The sequence below is a fragment of the Nonomuraea sp. NPDC050680 genome (assembly GCF_040654555.1).
Classification (GTDB): Bacteria; Actinomycetota; Actinomycetes; order Streptosporangiales; family Streptosporangiaceae; genus Nonomuraea.
On record NZ_JBFAIF010000003.1, the window covers coordinates 95,589 to 117,142 of the forward strand.

The following is a 21,554-nucleotide window of genomic DNA, read 5'->3' on the forward strand; positions in this document are numbered from 1 at the left end:
CGGTCCCGAGGCCGTGCGGTCCCAAAAGGGGTGATCACGGTGCGTTCCGGCGGACCTGATCAGTCCGGCAACACCCCCGGACACAAGGATCATGCCAAGGGCATCGGAGGTCGCGTCATGAGGAGACTGCACGTCTGCGAAGTCATCAAGGACTTGGGGGTCGGCGGCGCGGAGATGTTGCTCGTCGAGCGATTGCTGGCAGCGCCCGCCACGGGCGTGCGCTACACGGTCCTGTGCCAGGGTGCGAAGACCGACGAGCTCATCCAGCGGCTGCGGGCGGCGGGGACGGAGGTGATCACCTTCGCCGCCTGGCCGCGGCGGCTCCGCCTGGCCCGTCTGGCGGTGGAGGTCAGACGCCTGCGCCCGGACGTTCTCAACCTCCATTCACCTCTGCCCGCCTCGCTGCTCCGGCTGACGTCGCGGCTGTCCAGGCCGCGGCCCGCGCTGGTTTCGACCGTGCACAATGTCCGCTACCGCCTGCCGACGATGCTGCTCGACCGGGCGACAGGATGGCTCGACGCGCGGACCGTGGCCGTATCTCCGCAGGTCGCGCGGGCCATCGTCAGCCGGGGCGCGCGCAACCTGCTGACCAGGATCCACGGCATCAACGTCACGGAGCTGCGCCGCCGGGCGGGGGAGGCCGCGCGGACGAGGCAGGAGTGGAACGTACCCGAGTCCGCCTTCCTCATCGCGCACGTCGGCAACTTCCGTCCGCAGAAGCAGCACGGCGTGCTCATCGAGGCGGCGGCCAAGGTGGTCGAGCGCGATCCGCGTGCCGTCTTTCTGCTTGCCGGCACCGGTCCCCTATATGAAGAGACGGCGAGCCGGGTAGCCGAGCTTCGGTCGGACAAGGTGCGGCTCCTCGGACATGTGCCGGACGCCGCCCGCCTCATCGCTTCGGCCGATCTGCTCGTGCTCAGCTCCGCGCACGAAGGGCTGCCGGTGGTCGTCATGGAGGCGCTGGCGGCCGGCGTCCCGGTCGTGTCCACGGCCGTCGGAGGGGTGCCGGACCTGATCGACAACGGTCGCAACGGCCTGCTCACCAGGCCGGGAGACCCCGATGCGCTCGCTGAGGCCATTCTGCGGGCCATGCGGCCGGATACGCACGCACAGCTTCGCGAAGGGATACGGAACACCGCTGATCCCGTGGACATCAGCCAGACGGCGGAGTGGTTCGAGCGGCTCTACGACGAAGTCGTCACCGATGGCGAACGGAACGGCCATGGTCATGCGCGGCGCCGGTGACAGGCAGGCGCTGACGGCTCTTGAGACAAGGGCGCACCGCGGACGAGCTGCCGGAACAGCCGGATCTCGCTTGTCCGAACGCGAAACCCGGCGAGCTTCGACTATTCCGGTGCGGGAATGACCTCGTTCTCAAGAGTCCACTCCACCTGCGTCGTCAATCCGGTCCGCAGATCGATCGTGGGCTGATAACCGATCACGTCCTTCGCCCGGGAGACATCGGCATGCGTATCCCGCACATCACCGGCCTGTCCGCGGCCGAACTCCAGCACGACCGGCCGTCCGACGATGTCGCCGACGAGGTCGGCCACGTCGAGCACCGAGGTGGTGGCGCCGGTGCCGATGTTCAGCGCCTCCGCTTCGACCTCGGCGCGCATGGCCATCAGATTGGCCCGCACGGCGTCCGCGACGAAGGTGAAGTCTCTTCGCTGCTTGCCGTCGCCCAGAATCGTGACGGTCTTCCCGAACAGCGCCGATTCGATCAACCTGCTGATCAGCATGTCATGACGTTGCCGCGGACCGTAGACCGTGAAGTAGCGCAGCGCCACGACGGTTGGCCCGGATGGTCCGCGCCGCGCGTGAGCGAGAGCCAGCTGCTCCGCGGCGAGCTTCGTCACCCCGTAGGGCGAGAGCGGGGCGGGGAGGTCTGCTTCGGTGACCGGTCCATGCGGCGCACCGCCGTACACACTCGAGGAGGATGACACCACAACACGACGGACCGCGGTACGGGCGGCCGCCTCCATCAGGAGATGAGTGGCGACGATGTTGCTCCTCGCGTAGCTGGGGAACTCGGCCCCCCAAGAGGGGCGAACGCCGGGCCGCGCCGCGATATGGAAGACCGTGTCGGCCCCATCGAGCTGAGGTTCGAGGGGGATCTCCGCAAGATCGCCACGAATCAGGGTGAAGCGGTCGCTGGCCTCGTTCAGCCGAAGGTTCCGCTCGGTGACCTCCCGCGGATGGCCCAGGCAGTGGTCGATTCCGATGACCTCGTGGCCCTCGTCGAGCAGTGACCTCGCGATGTGGGAACCGATGAACCCGGCGACTCCCGTCACGACGATACGTTTCCCTGCCGGCCAATCCCTGGTATCCATGGGTTTCATCGATCGGTTCTCCTCACCTGAGTACTGAGAAATTTGCGAGCACCGCGAGAACTGCTGTGGACCGGAAGAGAAGCCCTTTGCATCCTGTTGCCTTCTGGCGTCTCGCCGACGGCATCGAGGTATGCGGGTGGGAAAACCGGGATGGTCTCGACCGACCCGCCGATATGTTCTGCGGGCCATGATACCGAGAATGTCTGGGCGAGCACTTGTGGCGGGAAGGCGTGTTGCGTAAACGCGAGGAACCGGCGAATGGTCGTCTTCGAACGGTTTTGCGCCGGTCGCGAAGTCCGCAGACGGCATCATGCGGGAGAAACGGATGAAACGGTTGATGGCCTGGAGCCACGCCCACCTCGGTGGGGATGTCGCGGTGCGTGGTCCACGGTGATCTATGATCCGTTTCCAGCGAATCATGGGGGTTTCCAGGTCGACGCGTTTTCGAATGTGTCAGTTCTGGCGGCGCCGCTCCGCGGAATGCGCGAAATCCTGTCGCGCGGTCAATCGCCTGGTCGAGGAATACGGTTTTTGCGTCCACTCATGGAGGACCGATGTGCGGGATAGCCGGGATCGTATCGACGACGCGCCCCGACCCGGCGCTGGTGCGCCGCATGTGCGAGGCGATCGTGCACCGTGGCCCGGACGGCGACGGATTCCACAGCGACGAGCACGCGGCGCTCGGCATGCGCCGACTGGCGATCATCGACCTGACCTCGGGTGACCAGCCCGTTTACAGCGAGGACGGCCAGGTCGTCGCCGTCTTCAACGGTGAGATCTACAACTTCGCCGAGCTGCGCCGAGACCTGTCGAGGCGAGGACACCGGCTGCGCGGGACGGGTGATTCCGAGTGCCTGGTCCACCTCTACGAGGAGCATGGCACCGAGATGGTCCACCGGCTCAGGGGGATGTTCGCCTTCGCGATCTGGGATCGTGCGCGGGAACGATTGGTCCTTGCCCGGGACCGCGTAGGAAAGAAGCCCCTTTACTGGCGTTCCGATGGCCCCTCGCTGGTGTTCGGGTCGGAGCTGAAGTCCTTGGCGCAGGATCCGCGTCTGCGCCGCGAGATCGATCCGGTGGCATTGGATCACTATTTGACGTACAAGTACGTCCCGGCGCCGTGGTCCATTTACCAGGACGTACACAAACTTCCGCCCGGCCATCTGCTGGTCTGGGAACGAGGAAACGTCTCCGTCGACCGCTACTGGGCGCTGGACAGTTCGCCGCGACCGGTGCTGGACGAGAAAAGGGAAGAGGAGCGACTGCGTGAGCTGCTCTTGGAGGCCACCCGTATCCGCATGGTGAGTGAACGTCCCATCGGGGCGTTCCTGTCCGGGGGAATCGACTCGTCCGCGGTCGTCGCGGCCATGGCCATGCAGAGCCAGGAACAGGTACGCACATTCTGCATCGGTTTCGCGGACAGTAATTATGACGAGCGGCACAAGGCCCGGATGGTGGCGGAGCGATATGGCACCGACCATCATGAGCTCGTCGTCACCTCCGACTTGCTGGACGTTCTGCCACGCATTGCCTGGCACTTCGACGAGCCGTTCGCCGACCCCTCGGCCATTCCCAGTTTCTACGTCGCGCAGCTGAGCCGGAAGCACGTCACCGTGGTGCTCAACGGTGACGGCGGCGACGAGAGTTTCGGCGGATATCACCGTTACGTTCGGATGGGGCAGGCCGAGCGGATACCGGTCATGCCCCGCGCACTGGCGAGGGCGACCGGCCGCATCGGCGACCTGATCGCGGACCGGACCACCGGCGGATCTCTGCCACGGCGGCTCGCCCGGCTGATGCAGTTCGCCGCGGAGCGCCCCGCACGACGCTACGCCCGCCTCATGTCCCAGTTCACACACCGGCAGAAGTTCGCCGTCTACAGCGACGAACTTCGCGATCTTCTGGTGGAGGCGGACAGCTACCGGCTGCTCGACGAGGCGTTCGAGCGGTCATCGGCGGCCACCGACCTCGGCCGCATCCTGGACGTGGACGTGGCGAGCTACCTACCAGACGATCTCCTGGTCAAGGTGGACATCTCCGCCATGGCCAACTCGCTGGAGGCTCGCTCCCCGCTCCTGGACCACCACCTCATGGAGTGGGCGGCCGGTCTGCCCATCGCTCTGAAGGTGCGCAACGGCGAGACGAAGGTCCTGCTCAAGCGGGCCGTCGCTCCTTGGCTGCCCAAGGAGATCCTGGGTTTCCCCAAGCAGGGGTTCGACGTGCCGCTGGCGACCTGGCTCCGGGGTGAGCTGCGTGAGCCGGCCTTCGACCTGCTCACCGACGCCACCGCCCGCGGTAGGGGCCTGTTTCGGCCACAGGTCGTCCGGAGCCTGCTCCAGCGGCACATCGAAGGGGCCGACCACAGCGTCCAGCTGTGGCCCCTCCTGCAGTTCGAACTCTGGCACCGAGCTCACGTGAGCGCTGACGATCCGGTGATGTCCGATACCGATTGTGCCCCCTTGACGTGAGCCGAACGCCGTCCCTGTGATCGCGGGCCCACGGGCCGCGCGCTCATCACGATAAGGAAGATCACTCAAGTGATGCGTAGCCAGCGCGAGGTGAGAAGGCGGAGCTCATCTCGACGCGGAGCGTCGAGCGCCGTCGTCAGCGATGGGCCCTCCTCCGGAGTGCTGCTCCGTCGGGGCTTGATCTTCTCGGGGAGCTCGAATACCGCCAAGATCGTACAGACGGTGGTAAGTCAGGGGCTCCGCCTTCTGCTGGCCACAGTCACCAGCATTCTTATCGCACGCTACCTCCAGCCGGAGGGCAGGGGTCTGTACGCGATGATCGTCAGCTTGGGGAGCTCGTCGGTCATCCTTGGGCATTTCACCATCGTCAATTCCCAGATCGCGTTCTGGAAGGACGGCGCTCTCAGCCGTGCGCTGACCGCCAACGGCCTCGTGCTCGGGGTGGGGCTGGGAACGGTGGCCGCCGTGGGTACCTTCGCCGTGTCACCGCTGGTGTTTCCGAACCGGCCGGCCCTGATCCTCGCGGTGGCACTGTCGGCGGTGCCCGCGATGGCGGCGATCATCAACCTGCGGGGGATCCTGACGCTCCAAGCCAGGGTGGGCATTGTCAACCGCAGTATCCTCATCTCCGGCCTGGTCAACTGTGTGTCCCTGATCCTGCTGGCGGTGCTGGGCCACTTCACGATCTCCACGGTCATCGTCATGTGGGCCGTTTCCGCCGCTCTACCGCTCCCGTTGTACCTGCGGGCGCTGCGCCCGAACCTGAGCCATGCCACCCGGGAACTCGCCGCGCGCCAACTCGGCCTGGCGGGGCGCTACTACATCGGCAATATCGCCCAGCATCTCCTGCTGGGGTCGGTGGCGGACATCATGCTGCTCAACACGCTGGCGTCCGCTTCAGAGGCCGGTCTCTACAGCGTGGCGGTAGTCATCACCACGATAGCCAGGGTGCCTGCGGAGGCCATTATTCAGGTCGTCCTGCCACAGCAGGCCAGCGGTGACATGACCGCGTCCGCAGCGGCGACCACGCGAGCGCTCCGGCTCTCGTTGCTCTGTTCATCGGGCTGCGCGTTCCTTCTCGCCGCCGCCTCCCCGCTGCTGGTCCCCTGGGTGTTCGGTCCCTCATACGAGGGGAGCGTCCCACCGCTGGCCGTCCTGGCCCCGGGGGTCGCCGCGTACGCCGTCGCGCGCCTGACGGCGCAGTACCTGATCCGGCTCGACCGCCCGCTCTCGATGTCCGGGATGACCGTCGGAGCACTCGCCGTGAACATCACGCTCGATCTGCTGCTCATCCCCGGCTGGGGGGCGGTGGGAGCCGCGCTGTCATCCTCGATCGCTTATGGCCTGCTGGCGGTCATCCAGGTCACGTGGTTCTTCCGGGCCCGCGCGGCTTTGGCGGAGCTCCACGAAAGCGAGCTTCAAGAAAGCGAGCTCCACGAAAATGGACTTCAAGAAAGTGGGAAGGAGTAAAGGAGTCATGCGGAAAAGAGACCGGTCCACTCTCCGCCGTGTCGCATTCCTCATCGGGCACCTGGGGCGAGGAGGAGCCGAGGCGCAGATATCTCTGCTCGCGCAAGGTTTGTCCGGCCGGGGCATCGAGGTGCACATGTTCCTCATCTCGAAAAGCGGACCGCACGAAGCGGTTCTCCGTGACGCCGGAATAGAAGTGCATCATCTCGGTTTCGGCCGCGCATCGTCGGGATCACCGGACCCGGTGCGGTGTCTGCGGGGTTTCGCCCGCCTCATTCGGTTGTTGCGGCATATTCGGCCTGAGGTGCTGCATGCCTATCTCTTCGAGGGCCGCATGCTGGGACCGCCCGCCGCTCGGCTGGCGGGCGTCCCCGTCATGGTGGCCGGTCGGCGCAATGCCGGTGAGCCGGAACAGCGCCATCGGCGGGTGGTCGTTCTCGAACGAGCGATGACCCGGATCACCGATCACGTCGTGACGAACGCGGTCGCCGTGGCCGAGGAAGCCCGCACGATCACGAAGATTCCGGCGCGCAAACTGAGCGTGATCTACAACGGTCTTCGGGCTTCCGCCTTCGAGCGAGCGGAGCCGGCGAGCATCGACACCGCGCTCCCTGTTGTGCTGTGCGTGGCCCGCCTGGCGCCGCAGAAAGGGCACGACATCCTGATCGAGGCCGCCTCGCGGCTTGTCCAGCGAGGCCGCCCGTGCACCTTCCTGCTCGCCGGTGAAGGCAGGGAACGGCACCGTCTGGAGGAGCTGGTCCGCGGGTCGCGGGTGGATGTTCGTTTTCTCGGTGACCGCACCGATGTGACCGCACTCCTGGCCAAAGCCGATGTGGTGGTTCTTCCCTCGCTCTGGGAAGGCCTGAGCAACGCGGTCATGGAGGCGATGGCCGCGGGGCGGCCGATTGTCGCCACCTCGGTAGGCGGCACTCCCGAACTGCTGGACGGCCGGGGCATCCTGGTCCCCGCGTCTGACGCGCGGGCCTTGGCCGATGGCATCGTCCGCGTCCTCGACGACCCGGACCTCGCGGCCTCGCTGGGACGCGAGGCGCGCGCCTGGGCCCGCGAGCATCTTGACGTGGACGTGCTGGTCGATCAGCACATCAATCTCTACCAGCGGCTCGCGCGGATCCAGAAGGACTGCTGAGCGCGGTCAGCGGCGGACGTGTGGCTTCTTCGATGTCCGCCGCCGGCCGCCTCTTGCTCCATGCCACAGCGGACAGCAGGCTCGTGAGCATGACGATGGGAATGCGCTGCCGGAAGATCAGGCCGACATTGGCGACGGTCGTCGCGTAGGCGATCGTGCTCGGCACGATGAAGAGCAGCAGAATCAGGAGCGATCGCCGGTCATAACGCCAGAGCAGCCGTGCCCCGCCTACCGCGCTGTACAGCATGAAGTACCAGACCAGCGTCTCGATCTTCGCCAGCTGCAACGTCGCGCTGCCATCAGTCCAGGGGAAGGGAGCCAGCAGCGTGTAGAGCAGCTTCGGGAGCAGCGAACCCCACGCGCTGCCGCTGTCCTCGAACAGCACGCCTGAACCCTGGCTGGCGTACGAGCGGCGAGCCTCTTCCGACTGGCCGAACTCCAACTGTCCCAGTGCCGTATCCACGAACCCGTCGTCGTCGACGTAGCCGGCGAAGAACAGGCCCGACACCAGCAGGGCGGCGGAGACGACCAGAACGCGAGTGAGCACCGCGCTCCGCGAACCCATGAGCCCGAGCAGCGACGGAACCCCGCACATGAACACCATGTAGGCACGTACGTTGAGGAGCCCCCACAGCAGGGCAAGCGTCGTGAGTGGCTTGCGTATGTCAAACCGTCGCGCGTTCGAAACAGCGAGGTAGAGACAGCCCACGACGAGGAAGGCGTTGAATCCGTCCTTGAACGTATCTGAGGTGCACAGGAGAAACATCGGCGAAAAGGCGGTGATGCCGAGCAGGACGAATGCCGCCCGCTCGTCGGCGCCCACCAATCGCGCGAACCTGTACATGACGATGCACAGCGCGCACGCTATCAACGCCACGACCGCCACACAGGCGAGCGGAGCCGGGCCGCCGCACAGGTACATGAGGATGGCGAAGACATAACACGGCAGAGCCACGGAGTCGAAGCGCTCGGCCGGCACGGAAGTGGCGAACTGAAAGCCTTCGCGCTGCCAGAACGCGGCGGTCTCCAGGGACATGGACTCGTATCCCAGATAGTCGCCGCCGTATCCGACGGCATCGGGCCGCACCACCGCGACATGAATGACCAGCCGGACGGCGAAGGCGGCAAGCAGCACCGGCAACACCTGCCACGCCGCTTGTTTGTCAAAACTTACCGAAACAAGGAAGACTAGTGTGATCACGGCGGCGGCCACGATAAGGTATTCCACCCAAACTCCTCAACGCTCGTATTGGCGCCATATCGACCTCTATGTCGATGTGATCGGGATGGCACGACGAACAATACGATGAGCGGCCGCCGAGATCGGCATGGCACACCGAACCGCTGCAAGTCAGCAGGAAAGACGTCGGCCGGTCAGCTCATCCGATGCGATTCCATAACCTGCGGGGACAAGATATGCAAATATTCCGTCGGCACCGCGACTCGGACCATTGAACGAGTCAAGGCCCAAGCTAGCTTCTGCGGCATGAAGACCCATTCCGCAGGAGCTTGTGCGAAGCCGGACGGCCGCATAAGAGTCATGGATGTCATCGCCCGGATGAACATCGGCGGCCCGGCTACTCAGCTGACGGGGTTGTGCGCGCAGCTGAACCACGACACCTTCGATCATCGCCTCTACACGGGTGACGTCGGTGGCGACGAAGGCGACCATTTCCTGCTCCGGGACTCGGCGATGCCGGTTCACCGGGTTCCTGGGCTCGGCCGCTCGATCAAGCCCGCCGATGACGTCCGGGCGGTCGTCCACCTGATCAAGGCGATACGCGCGTTCCGTCCGCATATCGTCCACACGCGGACGACGAAGGCCGGATTGCTGGGTCGCGTGGCCGCTCGCCTGTCGGGGATCAATCCGGCCATGGCCCACGTGTTTCACGGGCATCTCCTGTACGGCCATTTCTCGCCGCCCAAGCAATTTGTCTACGTACGGACGGAGCGACTTCTCGCCTCGATGTCCGATCGTCTGGTGACCGTGGGAGCCCGCGTCCGCGACGAGTTGCTGGAAGCCGGGATCGGCCGTCGCGAGCAGTACATCGTCACCCCGCCGGGCGTCGGGCTCGGCCCGATCCCCAGCCGCGAGGACGCCCGCCGGTCGCTGGGACTTCCGCCGGACGCGCCCGTGGTCGCCTTCGTGGGCCGGCTCACCCAGGTGAAGCGCCCCGACAGATTCGTCGCCACGGCGAGGGCGGTGCTCCGGCAGGTGCCCGACTGCCACTTCGTCGTCTGCGGAGACGGTGAGCTCCGCGAGCAGATGGAGCAGGCGGTCAATCCCATGCGCTCCTCCTTCCATCTGCTCGGCTGGAGAAACGACGTGGCCACCATCTGCGCGGCCGCCGACATGGTCCTGCTGACCTCCGACAACGAGGGGATGCCCGTCGCGCTCATCGAGGCCGGGATGGCGGGCAGGCCCTGCGTCTCCACCCGAGTGGGCAGCGTCGCCGAGGTCATCAGGCACGAGCACACCGGTCTGGTGAGCAGCGCCGACGTCGGCGAGCTGACGGAGCACACCGTACGACTGCTGACCGACCCAGAGCTCAGGCACCGGATGGGCGAGGCCGCCCGCGACTGGACCACCACCTCGTTCGGTGTGGAGCGCCTGGTGGCCGACACCGAGGCCATGTACCGATCACTGTACGAAGAGCGCCGGGCACGCGCTTCAGCCGGAAGGGCGAGGTGACCCCATGCGATTCCTGATAACAGGCGGGGCCGGCTTCATCGGATCCCATCTCACCGACGCGCTGCTGGCCCGCGGTGACTCCGTCGTGGTGGTGGACAATCTGTCGACGGGACGGACCGAGAACCTCGCGCTCGCCGCCGGCCACCCCCACCTCAAGTTCATCCAGGGCTCCGTGCTGGACGAACTCATGGTGGACGAGCTGGTCCACGAGTGCGACGTCGTCCTCCATCTCGCGGCCGCGGTCGGCGTCAAGCTGATAGTCGAGCAGCCGCTCCGGTGCCTGACGACCAACATCCGCGGCTCGGAGGTCGTCATCGAGGCCGCGCATCGCTACCGGAGAAAGATCCTGATCACCAGTACGAGCGAGATCTACGGCAAGAACTCCTCCGGACCGCTGCGGGAGGACGCCGACCGTATCCTCGGCAGCCCGTCCGTGGTGCGCTGGGCCTACAGCACGGCCAAGGCCGTCGACGAGATCCTCGCCAACGCCTATCACCAGGAGCGCGGCCTGCCGACGATCGTCGTCCGGCTGTTCAACACCGTGGGCCCACGGCAGAGCCCGGCGTACGGAATGGTCATCCCGCGCCTCGTCCATCAGGCGCTCAGCGGTGCGCCCCTCACGGTCTTCGGCGACGGAAGCCAGACGCGCTGCTTCGCGCACGTCGCGGACGTCGTCGACGCGTTGCTGCGGCTCCTCGACCTCGAGGCGGCGGTCGGGCAGACCTTCAACATCGGCTCCGCGGACGAGGTGAGCATCCTGGACCTGGCGAAGCGGGTCATCGAGCACACCGGGTCCACCTCCGGGATCGACCTCATCCCGTATCACGAGGCCTACCAGCAGGGTTTCGAGGACATGACCCGCCGGGTCCCCGACACCACCCGGATCCGCGAGCTCACCGGCTGGGCTCCCCGGCACATTCTCGACGAGATCCTCACCGAGGTCGTCAAGCAGGTGCGCGAAGATCGCACGGCGTCCATCCGGTGAACGCGCCGATCGCCCTTGCCACCGGCGTGGCCGCCTTCCTGATCAGCTGTGCGGCGATCGTGCCGTTGAGGCGCCTGGCGCTGCAATGGGAACTGACCGATCGCCCCAGTGAGACGAAGGCGCACGCCCGCCCGACTCCTTACCTGGGTGGCATCGCGATCACGCTCGGCACGGTGGTGCCCGTGATCGCGGTGCTCGGCTTCGCCGAACTCCGGATCATGGCGATCCTCCTGGCGGGCACCGCGGTGTCGCTGGTCGGCCTGATCGACGACGTCGGCCCGCTGCGCCCGGTCACCAGGCTGGTCGTGGAGGCCGCGGCGGCGAGCGGGGTCGCGCTCGCCGGTGTCCACATAAGCACGCCGGCCAATGGATGGGTGGACGGAGGTCTCACGGTCGTGTGGATCGTCGTGATGCTCAACTCCTTCAACCTGCTGGACAACATGGACGGCGCGCTGGGCGCCGTCAGCACCGTCACGGCCGCCCTCCTGGGTGGAACGGCCCTCGTGACCGGCCACCCGGCACTGGGGCTGCTGCTGATCGCACTCGCGGGCACCAGCCTCGGCTTCCTGCCGCACAACTGGGCGCCCGCGAGGATATTCATGGGTGACTCCGGATCCCTGTTCATCGGATTCGTGGTCACCTGCTCGGCGGTCTTCCTGGTGAGGGGGCAGGATCCGGGCGAGATGATCGCCGGATTGCTCCTGCCGACCTTCGTCGCAACCGTCGACACCGGCGTCGTGTTCCTCTCGCGGGTGCGGGCGGGCCGCTCGCCGCTGAAAGGCGGCACCGACCATGTGACACACCGGCTCCGCCGGCTGGGACTCAGCACCCGGACGGCCGCCGCGACGCTCGGCGCGCTGGCGGCCGTGGCGGGCGGCTGCTGCCTGATGATGGCCATGCGCTGGACATCGCCCCTGGTCACGACGATGGTCGCGGGCGGAACCGCCATCGTTCTCATCGCCTTGCTGCAGGGTGTGCACGTCTACACGCCGATCGAAGACCTCAAGGCTCCTCCAAGAATCCGCGAAAGGCGGCGTTGATCCCGTGGATCTGCTCTACTACATGCGGCTCCTGCGCCGGAACTGGCTGCTCCTCCTCATCTCGCTGGGGATCGGGATCAGCGCGGCGGTCGTGGTCACCGCCAACACTCCGCCGCAGTACGTCGCGACGATCTCCATGCTGGTCTCCGGCCAGGACAGGGAAGGAAGCCTCTCCACCGCCTACCAGGCGGGAATGTTGTCGGCGCAGAGAGTGCAGTCCTACGCGACTCTGCTGTCCAGCCGCCGGGTGGTCAGCCAGATCACCACGCCCGAGGACATCCGGCGGATGCAGGCGAACATCTCCGCCGAAGTCGTCCCCGGCACCGTCCTGCTCCGTGCGACCGTTACCGACACCGACCCGGCCCGAGCCGCACAGCTGGCCAACACCCTGGGCACGCGGTTCACGCAGCTGATCGAGCAGCTCGAGCGGGTCAATTCGGCCAGCCGGCCCACGGTCAAGGTCACCGTGGTGGACCAGGCGGAGGTCCCTCAGACTCCGGTCAGTCCCAGGCCGGTGGTCAACCTGGTGGCCGCCGTACTGATCGCGCTGGTCATCGCCGTCGGCTCGCTGACGCTCCGCGATCGTCTGGACACCACCATCAAGACCTCCGACGCGCTGCATCGGGTCTCGAAGAGCTCGACTCTCGGGATCATCGGGTACGAGCGGGACGCACGGCGTCACCCGCTGATCGTCCGTAGCGGGGGCCGATCGACCAGGTCGGAGGCGTTCCGCTCACTCCGTACGAACCTGCAGTTCATCGGTGTGGACCGCCAGCCCAAGTCCCTGGTGATCACCAGCTGCCTGCCGAACGAGGGCAAGTCCTCGACCTCCTCCAACCTCGCGATCACCCTGGCCCAGGCGGGCTGGCGGGTGCTCCTGGTCGACGGCGACCTCCGCCGTCCGCGCATCCCGACCTACCTCGGCATCGAGGGCGCGGTCGGCCTGACGGACGTGCTGATCGGCAAGGCGCGGCTGGACGAGGTGATCCAGCCCTGGGGCGAGCCGCGGCTGTTCGTGCTGCCGAGCGGCCAGATCCCGCCGAACCCGAGCGAGCTGCTCGGCTCGCGAGGGATGCGCCAGGTGATCGACCAGGTCATGGACGGCTACGACATCGTGATCGTCGACGCGCCGCCGCTGCTGCCGGTGACCGACGCCGCGACGCTCTCGGCGATCTGCGACGGAGTGCTGCTCGTCGCGCGGTACGGCAAGACCCGGCAGGAGCACATCGTCCGGGGCACGGAGCTGCTGGCGTCGATCAACGCGCGCATCGTGGGCACGGTCATGAACTTCGTCCCGGCCAAGGCCAGCCGATATGACGGCTACGGCTACGGCTACGGGTACGAGACCGACACCGGGGCCGAGGCCAGGGCGGCGGTCAAGGCGCCGACGGCTGTGTGAGGAGCCGGAGCGGGACGTCGAGCGATCTGGCGATCCTCCGTCCCGCCATCCGGTGGTGCCACCGGGTGCCGCCGATGGGGTCGAGGATGTCGGGCCGGTCCACCGGCACCAGGCCGCGTAGCCTCCGTACCTCGTCGACCAGCGCGTGCGCCCGCCGTACCGCATCGCGATGACGAGTGACCGCCGTGGGCTCGACCGCTTCGGCCAAGGCGCCGAACTCGGCGATGGTGAACGTACGCCCGGCGGCCTGGAGGTGCCTGGCCACCGCTTCGGCACGATGCGCGGAGGCGGCCGTCAGCACAAGGTCCGCGGCGGCCACCGCCTCGGTGGTCAGCGGGCTGGAGACGAAGCCACTGGGATCGCCACCGAGGCGAAGCAGCGTCCGCCGCGTGTGCTCGGCCATCTCCATGCCCGGCTCGGCGTGGGTGCCCGCGCTGGTCACCCGGAACGCCGGCCCGAGGGCCGCCCGGGCCAGCCGTTCCGCCAGCGGAGAGCGGCAGATGTTGCCCGTGCACACGAACAGGATGTGGAAACCAGTCCGTGAGGCCGACGACGCCTCCCGCGTACCTTCCATGAGCGCGACGGTAGAACGCCCTGGTCAGACGGCCCTCGGCGGCACGCCGCTCTTTACCCTTCGCTTCAGATGTCGATTATTTGGTGGGAGTCTCGAAGACGCAGCCCCGATGGTCCTGGGTGATGCTGGTCTGCTGGGGATGGACCAGCGGCTGCACGGGCACCAGCGGCGCCGCGGCCGAGGCGGGTTCGAGCAGGATGAACTCCAGCGTCTTCGACTGCCGGGGCGCGAGCTCCAGCATGGTGGAGTAGACGGGGTGGGATCGTTCGACCTCTTTGATGACGTCCACGAGCTTGCCGTCGATCCGCACGCCGCCGTTCTTCGCTCCGACCCCGGTATACAGGGACACCCACAGCAGGTTGGATCCGACGGCATGGGCGCGCTCAGGGGAATCAAGACGGCTGGTGACATACCTGGGCAACCTTCTGCGCGGCACGTCATTGGTGAGACGGACCCGTACCTTCGTGACGCGTTGCCCGTCGGGACGGCAGGGGCCCAGCTCATAGTCGACCGAGCGCTTGAGGTAGTAGTCGAGCTTGTTGCCGCCGGAATTGTTGACCACCAGCCCGGCGAACGGTCCCGGCTCCTGGGGCAGGACGCCGCCCAGCGGCGTCGTGGCCAGGCGGCGCTGCTCGATGCCCCTGCGGCTCCACACCTGGATCCGCCGCTCATCCACCATCTGCGCCAAGGTGGACATGAGGGTGCGGGGATCCGGATGGAAGCGGGTCATCGCCTCGCTGACGGCGCCGGCGATCGTGATGAGGTACTTCTTACGCTCGTCCGGATCCTGGTAGCGGACATAGGCCGCCCGCTCGGTCAGGTCCGTGACGTTCTCGGCGGTCACCGTCTCACCGCCCGGCAGGGTGACCGGCCCGATCAGCCGCAGCAGGTAGGAGAGCCCGACCGGGTCGGTCGCGATGGCGCCGTCCAGCCGCCGGCCGGTCTGCCGCTCCCAGAGCGCGGTCCAGGTGCTCGCCGCGTACGGGAAATGCGGGGAAAGATTGGAATTGGAGAGCAGGGAAAGCGCGCTCGGCCCGTAACGCGCGCTGAATGCCGGCCCATTGTCGGCGACCGGCGCCGAACTCGGCGTGAGGCGGGTGTTGGCGGAGAGCCGCTGAATGCCGAGTTTGCCATCCCCGGCTTTCAGAATGCCGAAGGCGCCCACCAGGCCGCCGGTTCCGCGCGCCTCGGCATTCGTCTGGAACGCCAGGAAATAGCGGCGTGGACCGTCATGGCCCAGCATCGGCGGCAGCAGGGCGGCGGCGTCGGCCGCGGCGCCGAGCCAGCCGTGCAGCCGATCGACCTGGTCCAGGGCCGTGACGCGGGCCTCGTCCAGCTCGCTCACGCCCGTGTCCGCCGGGGTAACGGACAGGCGTGAGCGAGCCAGAGCGACCCGGTCGGCGGCGGCGTCCAGGGCCGGTGCCGCCGACTCCAGGTCGGCCAGCAGCTTGCCCATGTCGGTCATGGAAGGCCCGTCGCCCTTGGCGGACCCACCTGCCGTGATCAGCCGCGCGGCGGCCCGGTGCACGTCGGTCAGGGCACCGGTCAGCTCCGCGGCGGTCTCCGCCAGACCGCGAATGGTCGTCGCGCTCTCTCCGACCAGGGGAGTGTGAGCGATCAACGACCAGTCCGGGCCGGAGGTGAGGCGGCGGGCCTCGGTCGCGTGCCACTGCGCCTCCGCGAGCGTCCCGGCCAGCCGGCCGGGGTCGCTCGCGCGCAGCAGGACCAGCGCGTTCCTGGTCGCCTGCAGGTGGTCCCGCACGCTCAGAGCGAGGTGCGCGGCCCAACCCCCGGCCAGCGTGAGGCCCGCGGCGGGAGCCAGCAGGCCGGCGATGACGACTCGGCGTCTCTTACTTCGCACTGTGAGATCGGCGACTTACTTCGCGCTGTACGATCGGCGACGCCGCACGGCGATCAGCGTGCCGGCGGTGCCCATCAGGAGCATGCCGGCACCGGCTGCGGCCAGGGCCTTCACGGGTGCTCCGGTCATTGGCAACTCCCTGTGGTGGCCATGGCACCCATGGCCACAGCACCCATGGCCACAGCCCCGATGGCGACGATGCCACCCATTGAACTCCTCGGGGTCGATGTCGACGTCGATGTTGACGTGTGACGACGACGTCGAGGTGGCCCTCGGCGTCGCGACGGCCCTGGCCGTCGGCGGATAGGGCCGCGGGCTCTCGGTGCTCATGGGTGCCACCTGGCTGTCCGTGGAGGCGGACGCCAGTCCTGCGGTCCCGAAGGCGATCCCACCTCCCACGGCCATCGCCACGAAAATAGGTATCGTGATTTTTTCTCTCATTTCGGACTCCCCGTATGGATGGCGGTTCGGGCCATGGGACATTTCGCCCGGAATTCCAGCGAAGTGTTCGCCACGGAACCCGTTATATGCGCCCTCCTAATGGGTGCTCCGGTCGCCGCACAGTTCTTACCGAATGACCACTAATGGTTCTCCAGATGTTGACGGTCTGCCGGGCCCCGATGCTCTGCGAGCGTGCCGCGGCTTATGTCGCTCTCGTGGGGAGGCCGCTCCGAGACGCCGGAGCTTGTGGCGGCGGGTTGCCGGGGCGTGTGGCTGGGGCCGCCGCAGGGCGGCGCGTCGCGTCCTTGCTGGGGCCGAACTGCCCTTATGTCCGAATTCAGGGATCTTTGTTTGATTATCGGCGAAAGTAGGGAGGGTTTGGGCGGCTAACACTCTTGATTTGCCGCTTGTGTGATCTTATTGTCGCCGCATGACCTCCGCTCCGGGCTCGCCCGGTGACGTTCTGACGCTCATCAGCGCCGGTTCCGCCACTACCCGCTCGGACCTCGCCCGGCTCACCGGCCTGGCCAGGTCCACGATCAGCCAGCGCGTCGACGCGCTGATCGAGCGCGGCCTGGTCTCCGAGACCGGGAGCGGCGAGTCCACCGGCGGCCGGCCGCCGCGGCAGTTACGCCTGCACACCGCGGACCACGCCTTCGCGGGCGTCGACCTGGGCGCCACGCACTGCAGGATCGCGTTGATGGACATCTCGGGCGACGTGCTGGCCGAGTGCGAGGACCCGCTGCTGATCGCCGAGGGTCCGGAGACGGTCCTGCTTCACGTCGACGAGCGGCTGGACCGGTTGCTCGCCGAGGCCGGACGTCCGCGGGCCGCGCTCAAGGCGGTCGGGATGGGGGTACCGGGGCCGGTGGAGTTCGCCACGGGCCGGCCCAACAACCCGCCGATCATGCCCGGATGGAACGACTACCCCATCCCCGAGCACTTCGCCGGCTGCGCCGTACTCGTCGACAACGACGTGAACGTCATGGCCCTCGGCGAGCACCGCAACGCCTACCCCGGCGCCGACCACCTGCTGTTCGTCAAGATCGGCACCGGCATCGGCTGCGGCATCGTTGCCGAGGGCAAGCTGCACCGCGGCGCCCAGGGCTCGGCCGGCGACATCGGCCACATCCGGGTCTCCGGCCACGAGGACGCCGGCTGCCGCTGCGGCAACAGCGCCTGCCTGGAGGCCGTCGCCGGCGGCGCGGCCGTCGCCAGGAGGCTGACCGAGCTCGGCACGCCCGCCGAGACGGGGGCCGACGTCGTGGCGCTGGTACAGGCAGGCAACACGCAGGCGCTCCGGCTGGTCAGAGAGGCCGGCCGGCTGATCGGCGAGGTGCTCGCCAGCCTGGTCAACTTCTTCAACCCCGAGGTGATCGTCATCGGCGGCGCACTGTCGCGGGTCCACGAGCACCTGCTCGCCGGCATCAAGGAGACCGTCTACCGCAGATCGCTGCCGCTGGCCACACATCACCTCTCGATCGTGCCCAGCCGGACCGGGATCAACGCCGCCGCGCTGGGCGCCGGGATCCTGGCGATCGAGAACTACCTGTCGCCCGAGAACATCAACCGGATCGTCAACGCCTGAAGGGGTCTCCGATGCTGGTCATGAGGGGGATCGTCAAGCAGTTCCCCGGCGTGCGCGCGCTCGACGGGGTGGACCTCGACGTGAGCGCCGGCGAAGTGCACTGTCTGCTCGGCCAGAACGGCGCGGGCAAATCGACGCTCATCAAGGTGCTGGCCGGCGTCCACCAGCCCGACGGGGGCACGATCGAGTTCAACGGCGCGCAGGTCAGGGCCGGCAGCCCGATCGACGCCATCCGGCTCGGCTTCGCCACCATCTACCAGGAACTCGACCTCGTCGACGGGCTCAGCGTCGCGGAGAACATCTTCCTCGGCCACGAGCACGCCCGCGCCGGCTTCGTGAACAGGGGAGCGGCCAACCGGGCCGCCGGCGCGGTGCTGGCCAGGCTCGGCCACCCGGAGATCCGGCCGAAAACCGAGGTGGGGCGGCTGGCACCGGCCGCCAAGCAGGTCGTCTCGATGGCCCGCGCGCTCTCCCACGAGGCCCGCCTGATCATCATGGACGAGCCGTCGGCCGCGCTGGCCCACGACGAGGTGGCCAACCTGTTTCGCATCATCCGCGAACTCACCGCCCAGGGCGTCGCCGTCGTCTACATCTCGCACCGCCTGGAGGAGATCCGCGAGATCGGCGACCGGGTCACCGTGCTCAAGGACGGGCGCACGGTCGCCGTCGGCCTGCCCGCCCGCGACACCCCGACCTCCGAGATCGTCTCGCTGATGACCGGCCGCAACGTCGAGTACGTCTTCCCGCCCCGCGCCGCCGAGTCCCCGGGCGAGGAGGTGCTGCGCGTCGAAGGACTCAGCTCGCCGGGCGCGTTCGCCGACGTGTCGTTCTCGGTGCGCGCCGGTGAGATCGTCGGGCTGGCCGGGCTGGTCGGCTCCGGACGTTCGGAGATCCTGGAGGCGGTCTACGGCGCCCGTCGCGCCGCCGGCCGCGTCCTGCTGTCGGGCAAGGCCGTACGGGGCGGCGTCGTCGGCACCGTACGGCAAGGCATGGGCCTGGCCCCGGAAGAGCGCAAGGCCCAGGCTCTCCTGCTGGACCAGAGCGTGACCGCCAACATCACCCTGGGCAGCCTGCCGGAGTTCGCCACGTTCGGCTGGATGAACCGGGTGCGCGAGAAGGCCGAGGCGCGGCGCCTGGTCGAGATGCTCGACATCCGCCCGCCCGACCCCGAACGGCCGATCAAGACGTTGTCCGGCGGCAACCAGCAGAAGGCCGTACTGGCCCGCTGGCTGCTCGGCGGGCGCAAGTTACTCCTGCTCGACGAGCCGACCAGGGGCGTGGACGTCGGGGCCAGGGCCGAGCTGTACGCGGTGATCCGCGGGCTGGCCGACCAGGGCATCGGCGTGCTGCTGGTCTCCAGCGAGGTGCCCGAGGTGCTCGGACTGTCCGACCGCGTGCTGGTGCTGCGCGAGGGGACGGTCATCCACCAGGGCGACGCCCAAGAGCTCGACGAGCATCGCGTGCTCGACATGATCATGGATGGGAGAGCCGCCTGATGAGCAACCCCGCAGAAGCGGGCCCGCACGACCGCCTCGCCGTGCGGGCACAAGGTCCGCTGGCCTGGCTCGGAGAGGCACGACACCTGGGCCTGGTGGTCGCACTGGTCCTGCTCGCGATCGTCGGCCTGGTCACCAAGCCCGAGAACTTCGCCACCACCTCCAACCTGGTCAGCATCCTGTCGCTGGCCGCCACGATCGGCGTCATCACGGTCGGCGCCACGTTCGTCATCATCGGCGGCGGCATCGACCTGTCGGTGGGCGCCACCATGGCCCTGGCCTCCGTCTGGGCCACCACCCTGGCCACGCAGGCGTACGGACCGGTCGTCATGGCCATCTGCGCGATCCTCGTCGGCACGGGCACGGGCCTGGTCAACGGGCTGCTCATCGCGTACGGGCGGCTGGTGCCGTTCATCGCCACCCTGGCGATGCTGGTCGCGGCGCGCGGGCTGGCCCAGCGCATGTCCGACCGCAAGACGCAGATCATCCAGCCCGACAACGGCGCGATCGTGGACCTGTCGACCACGCGGCTGCTCGGCGTCCCGCTGCTGGTCTACATCTTCGCGCTGGTCGTGGTGCTGGGCTGGATCCTGCTCAACCGCACCACGTTCGGCCGCCGTACCTATGCGGTCGGCGGCAACCCCGAGGCGGCCCGGCTGGCCGGCATCAACGTCCGCCGGCACACGATGCTCCTGTACGCCCTGTCCGGGCTGTGCTGCGGCATCGCCGCCATCCTCATCATGGCCCGCACCACCACGGGCTCCTCCACACACGGCGACCTGTACGAGCTCGACGCCATCGCCGCCGTCATCATCGGCGGCACCCTGCTCACGGGCGGCCGCGGCACGATCATCGGCTCGATCCTGGGCCTGCTGATCTTCACCCTCATCACGAACCTGTTCATCCTCAACGGGCTCAACACCAGCGACCAGCTGATCGCGAAGGGCCTGATCATCGTCGTCGCCGTCCTTCTCCAGCGACGGAACCTGAAGGAGAGAGCACCATGAGCAACAACGTCGCGCGCAGGGGTTTCCTGGTCGGTGGAGCCGTGATGTTAGCGGCCGGCTGCACCAGCAACGAGCCCGCCGCCGCGCCCTCGACGGCGGCCCCCGCCCCCGCGCCCGCGGCCAGCGGCAACGACCAGCCCGGCACCAAGGTGGTCATCGGCTTCTCCGCGCCCGCCGCCGACCACGGCTGGATCGCGGCCATCGCGAAGAACGCCGAGTCCGCGGCCAAGCAGTATGCGGACGTCGACTTCAAGCCCGTCGAGCCGACGAACGACATCAACCAGCAGATCTCCGCCGTCGAGTCGCTGATCGCGGCCAAGGTCAGCGCCCTGGTGATCCTGCCGAACGACGGTCAGCAGCTCAACCAGGTCGCGCTCCAGGCCACCCAGGCCGGCATCCCGGTCATCAACCTCGACCGGATCTTCCCCGACAAGCTGGCGTACCGCACCTGGATCGGCGGCGACAACTACGGCATGGGCGTCGCGGCCGGCCAGTACATCGGCAAGCAGCTCAAGGACAAGGGCGTCTCAAACCCGGTGATCGTGGAGATCCAGGGCATCGCGACGCTCCCGCTGACCCAGGACCGCAGCAAGGGCTTCGCCGACGCGCTGAAGACGTTCGGCTTCAGCGTCACCGCGAAGCAGGACGCCAAGTTCACCGTGGAGACCGGCAACTCGGTGGCGGCCAGCCTGCTGCAGGCGCACAAGAAGATCGACGCCCTGTGGAACCACGACGACGACCAGGGCGTGGGCGTGCTCGCCGCCATCAAGGAGGCGAACAGGACCGAGTTCTTCATGGTCGGCGGTGCCGGCTCCCTGAACGCCATGAAGGAGATCCAGTCGGGCACCTCCGTGCTGAAGGCCACCGTCACCTACAGTCCTACGATGGCCTCCTCGGCCATCAAACTGGCCAGGTTGATCGCGCAGCAGAAGGGCATGAGCGACCTGGTGGAGAACCAGGTGCCACAGTCGATCACACTGGCGTCGGAGACCATTACCAAGGAGAACGTCGAGAAATACCTGCCACTCGGCTTCGAATCCTGATCGGGGGTTG

17 protein-coding genes are annotated in these 21,554 nt (G+C 67.7%); 12 read left to right on the forward strand and 5 right to left on the reverse strand.

What is annotated here, in order from left to right; all coding sequences use genetic code 11:
- The first annotated feature begins 117 nt into the window (after positions 1-117).
- Positions 118-1,245 (forward strand): glycosyltransferase, encoded by a 1,128-nt coding sequence (locus tag AB0H88_RS11615; RefSeq protein ID WP_357643289.1) that lies wholly within the window; start codon positions 118-120, stop codon positions 1,243-1,245.
- 101 nt (positions 1,246-1,346) lie between these two features.
- Here the strand turns inward: AB0H88_RS11615 and AB0H88_RS11620 are convergent, their stop codons facing one another.
- Entirely contained in the window at positions 1,347-2,522 is a 1,176-nt protein-coding gene (locus AB0H88_RS11620) for an NAD-dependent epimerase/dehydratase family protein (protein ID WP_357643291.1), read from the reverse strand.
- 365 nt (positions 2,523-2,887) lie between these two features.
- On the opposite strand from AB0H88_RS11620, the gene asnB reads away from it, so the two are divergent.
- The 3 genes from asnB to AB0H88_RS11635 all read left to right on the forward strand — a co-directional run bounded on the left by asnB (position 2,888) and on the right by AB0H88_RS11635 (position 7,418).
- Positions 2,888-4,801 (forward strand): asparagine synthase (glutamine-hydrolyzing), encoded by a 1,914-nt coding sequence (asnB, locus tag AB0H88_RS11625; RefSeq protein WP_357643293.1) that lies wholly within the window; start codon positions 2,888-2,890, stop codon positions 4,799-4,801.
- Between the two features lie 177 nt (positions 4,802-4,978).
- Complete coding sequence (locus AB0H88_RS11630; protein WP_357643295.1) at positions 4,979-6,271, forward strand: polysaccharide biosynthesis C-terminal domain-containing protein; 1,293 nt, start codon at positions 4,979-4,981, stop codon at positions 6,269-6,271.
- 7 nt (positions 6,272-6,278) lie between these two features.
- Positions 6,279-7,418, forward strand: a complete 1,140-nt coding sequence (locus AB0H88_RS11635; protein ID WP_357643297.1) for a glycosyltransferase — start codon at positions 6,279-6,281, stop codon at positions 7,416-7,418.
- On the opposite strand, the gene AB0H88_RS11640 is transcribed toward AB0H88_RS11635, so the two are convergent.
- Positions 7,375-8,646: a hypothetical protein gene (locus AB0H88_RS11640; RefSeq protein WP_357643299.1), complete on the reverse strand. Its 1,272-nt coding sequence runs from the start codon at positions 8,644-8,646 to the stop codon at positions 7,375-7,377. The two genes, AB0H88_RS11635 and AB0H88_RS11640, sit on opposite strands and share 44 nt — an antisense overlap.
- A 312-nt stretch (positions 8,647-8,958) precedes the next feature.
- Here AB0H88_RS11640 and AB0H88_RS11645 point away from each other — a divergent pair, with 312 nt between their 5' ends.
- Genes AB0H88_RS11645 through AB0H88_RS11660 form a run of 4 tightly spaced genes read left to right on the forward strand, consistent with a single transcriptional unit; the run spans position 8,959 to position 13,534 of the window.
- Complete coding sequence (locus AB0H88_RS11645) at positions 8,959-10,110, forward strand: glycosyltransferase (RefSeq protein WP_357643301.1); 1,152 nt, start codon at positions 8,959-8,961, stop codon at positions 10,108-10,110.
- Between the two features lie 4 nt (positions 10,111-10,114).
- Complete coding sequence (locus AB0H88_RS11650) at positions 10,115-11,095, forward strand: GDP-mannose 4,6-dehydratase (RefSeq protein ID WP_357643303.1); 981 nt, start codon at positions 10,115-10,117, stop codon at positions 11,093-11,095.
- Positions 11,092-12,135 carry an MraY family glycosyltransferase gene (locus AB0H88_RS11655; protein ID WP_357643304.1) on the forward strand — a complete coding sequence of 348 codons (1,044 nt, stop codon included), beginning with the start codon at positions 11,092-11,094 and terminating at the stop codon, positions 12,133-12,135. The genes AB0H88_RS11650 and AB0H88_RS11655 overlap by 4 nt, the downstream gene beginning before the upstream one ends.
- A gap of 4 nt (positions 12,136-12,139) precedes the next feature.
- On the forward strand, positions 12,140-13,534 hold the full coding sequence (locus tag AB0H88_RS11660) for a polysaccharide biosynthesis tyrosine autokinase (RefSeq protein ID WP_357643306.1): 1,395 nt from the start codon (positions 12,140-12,142) through the stop codon (positions 13,532-13,534).
- Here the strand turns inward: AB0H88_RS11660 and AB0H88_RS11665 are convergent.
- From AB0H88_RS11665 to AB0H88_RS11675, 3 genes are all read right to left on the reverse strand, one after another.
- On the reverse strand, positions 13,512-14,108 hold the full coding sequence (locus AB0H88_RS11665) for a hypothetical protein (RefSeq protein ID WP_357643308.1): 597 nt from the start codon (positions 14,106-14,108) through the stop codon (positions 13,512-13,514). The genes AB0H88_RS11660 and AB0H88_RS11665 overlap by 23 nt on opposite strands.
- 76 nt (positions 14,109-14,184) lie before the next feature.
- Entirely contained in the window at positions 14,185-15,969 is a 1,785-nt protein-coding gene (locus AB0H88_RS11670) for a DUF4012 domain-containing protein (RefSeq protein ID WP_357643310.1), read from the reverse strand.
- 15 nt (positions 15,970-15,984) lie between these two features.
- On the reverse strand, positions 15,985-16,098 hold the full coding sequence (locus AB0H88_RS11675; RefSeq protein WP_357643312.1) for an LPXTG cell wall anchor domain-containing protein: 114 nt from the start codon (positions 16,096-16,098) through the stop codon (positions 15,985-15,987).
- 742 nt (positions 16,099-16,840) lie between these two features.
- Between AB0H88_RS11675 and AB0H88_RS11680 the strand changes: the two genes are divergently transcribed.
- The 4 genes from AB0H88_RS11680 to AB0H88_RS11695 are packed head-to-tail and all read left to right on the forward strand — an operon-like array spanning position 16,841 to position 21,544.
- Entirely contained in the window at positions 16,841-17,998 is a 1,158-nt protein-coding gene (locus AB0H88_RS11680; RefSeq protein ID WP_357643314.1) for an ROK family transcriptional regulator, read from the forward strand.
- 11 nt (positions 17,999-18,009) lie between these two features.
- Entirely contained in the window at positions 18,010-19,494 is a 1,485-nt protein-coding gene (locus tag AB0H88_RS11685) for a sugar ABC transporter ATP-binding protein (RefSeq protein WP_357643316.1), read from the forward strand.
- Complete coding sequence (locus AB0H88_RS11690; RefSeq protein WP_357643318.1) at positions 19,494-20,501, forward strand: ABC transporter permease; 1,008 nt, start codon at positions 19,494-19,496, stop codon at positions 20,499-20,501. The genes AB0H88_RS11685 and AB0H88_RS11690 overlap by 1 nt, the downstream gene beginning before the upstream one ends.
- Complete coding sequence (locus AB0H88_RS11695) at positions 20,498-21,544, forward strand: substrate-binding domain-containing protein (protein WP_357643320.1); 1,047 nt, start codon at positions 20,498-20,500, stop codon at positions 21,542-21,544. Before AB0H88_RS11690 ends, AB0H88_RS11695 begins: the two co-directional genes overlap by 4 nt.
- Positions 21,545-21,554: the final 10 nt, after the last annotated feature.

Coding starts and splice junctions, on each gene's coding strand:
- AB0H88_RS11615 (WP_357643289.1), top strand. CDS start 118: ATGAGGAGACTGCACGTCTGCGAAGTCATCAAGGACTTGGGGGTCGGC.
- AB0H88_RS11620 (WP_357643291.1), bottom strand. CDS start 2,522: ATGGCCCGCAGAACATATCGGCGGGTCGGTCGAGACCATCCCGGTTTT.
- asnB (WP_357643293.1), top strand. CDS start 2,888: ATGTGCGGGATAGCCGGGATCGTATCGACGACGCGCCCCGACCCGGCG.
- AB0H88_RS11635 (WP_357643297.1), top strand. CDS start 6,279: ATGCGGAAAAGAGACCGGTCCACTCTCCGCCGTGTCGCATTCCTCATC.
- AB0H88_RS11645 (WP_357643301.1), top strand. CDS start 8,959: ATGGATGTCATCGCCCGGATGAACATCGGCGGCCCGGCTACTCAGCTG.
- AB0H88_RS11650 (WP_357643303.1), top strand. CDS start 10,115: ATGCGATTCCTGATAACAGGCGGGGCCGGCTTCATCGGATCCCATCTC.
- AB0H88_RS11665 (WP_357643308.1), bottom strand. CDS start 14,108: ATGGAAGGTACGCGGGAGGCGTCGTCGGCCTCACGGACTGGTTTCCAC.
- AB0H88_RS11675 (WP_357643312.1), bottom strand. CDS start 16,098: ATGACCGGAGCACCCGTGAAGGCCCTGGCCGCAGCCGGTGCCGGCATG.
- AB0H88_RS11680 (WP_357643314.1), top strand. CDS start 16,841: ATGACCTCCGCTCCGGGCTCGCCCGGTGACGTTCTGACGCTCATCAGC.
- AB0H88_RS11685 (WP_357643316.1), top strand. CDS start 18,010: ATGCTGGTCATGAGGGGGATCGTCAAGCAGTTCCCCGGCGTGCGCGCG.
- AB0H88_RS11690 (WP_357643318.1), top strand. CDS start 19,494: ATGAGCAACCCCGCAGAAGCGGGCCCGCACGACCGCCTCGCCGTGCGG.
- AB0H88_RS11695 (WP_357643320.1), top strand. CDS start 20,498: ATGAGCAACAACGTCGCGCGCAGGGGTTTCCTGGTCGGTGGAGCCGTG.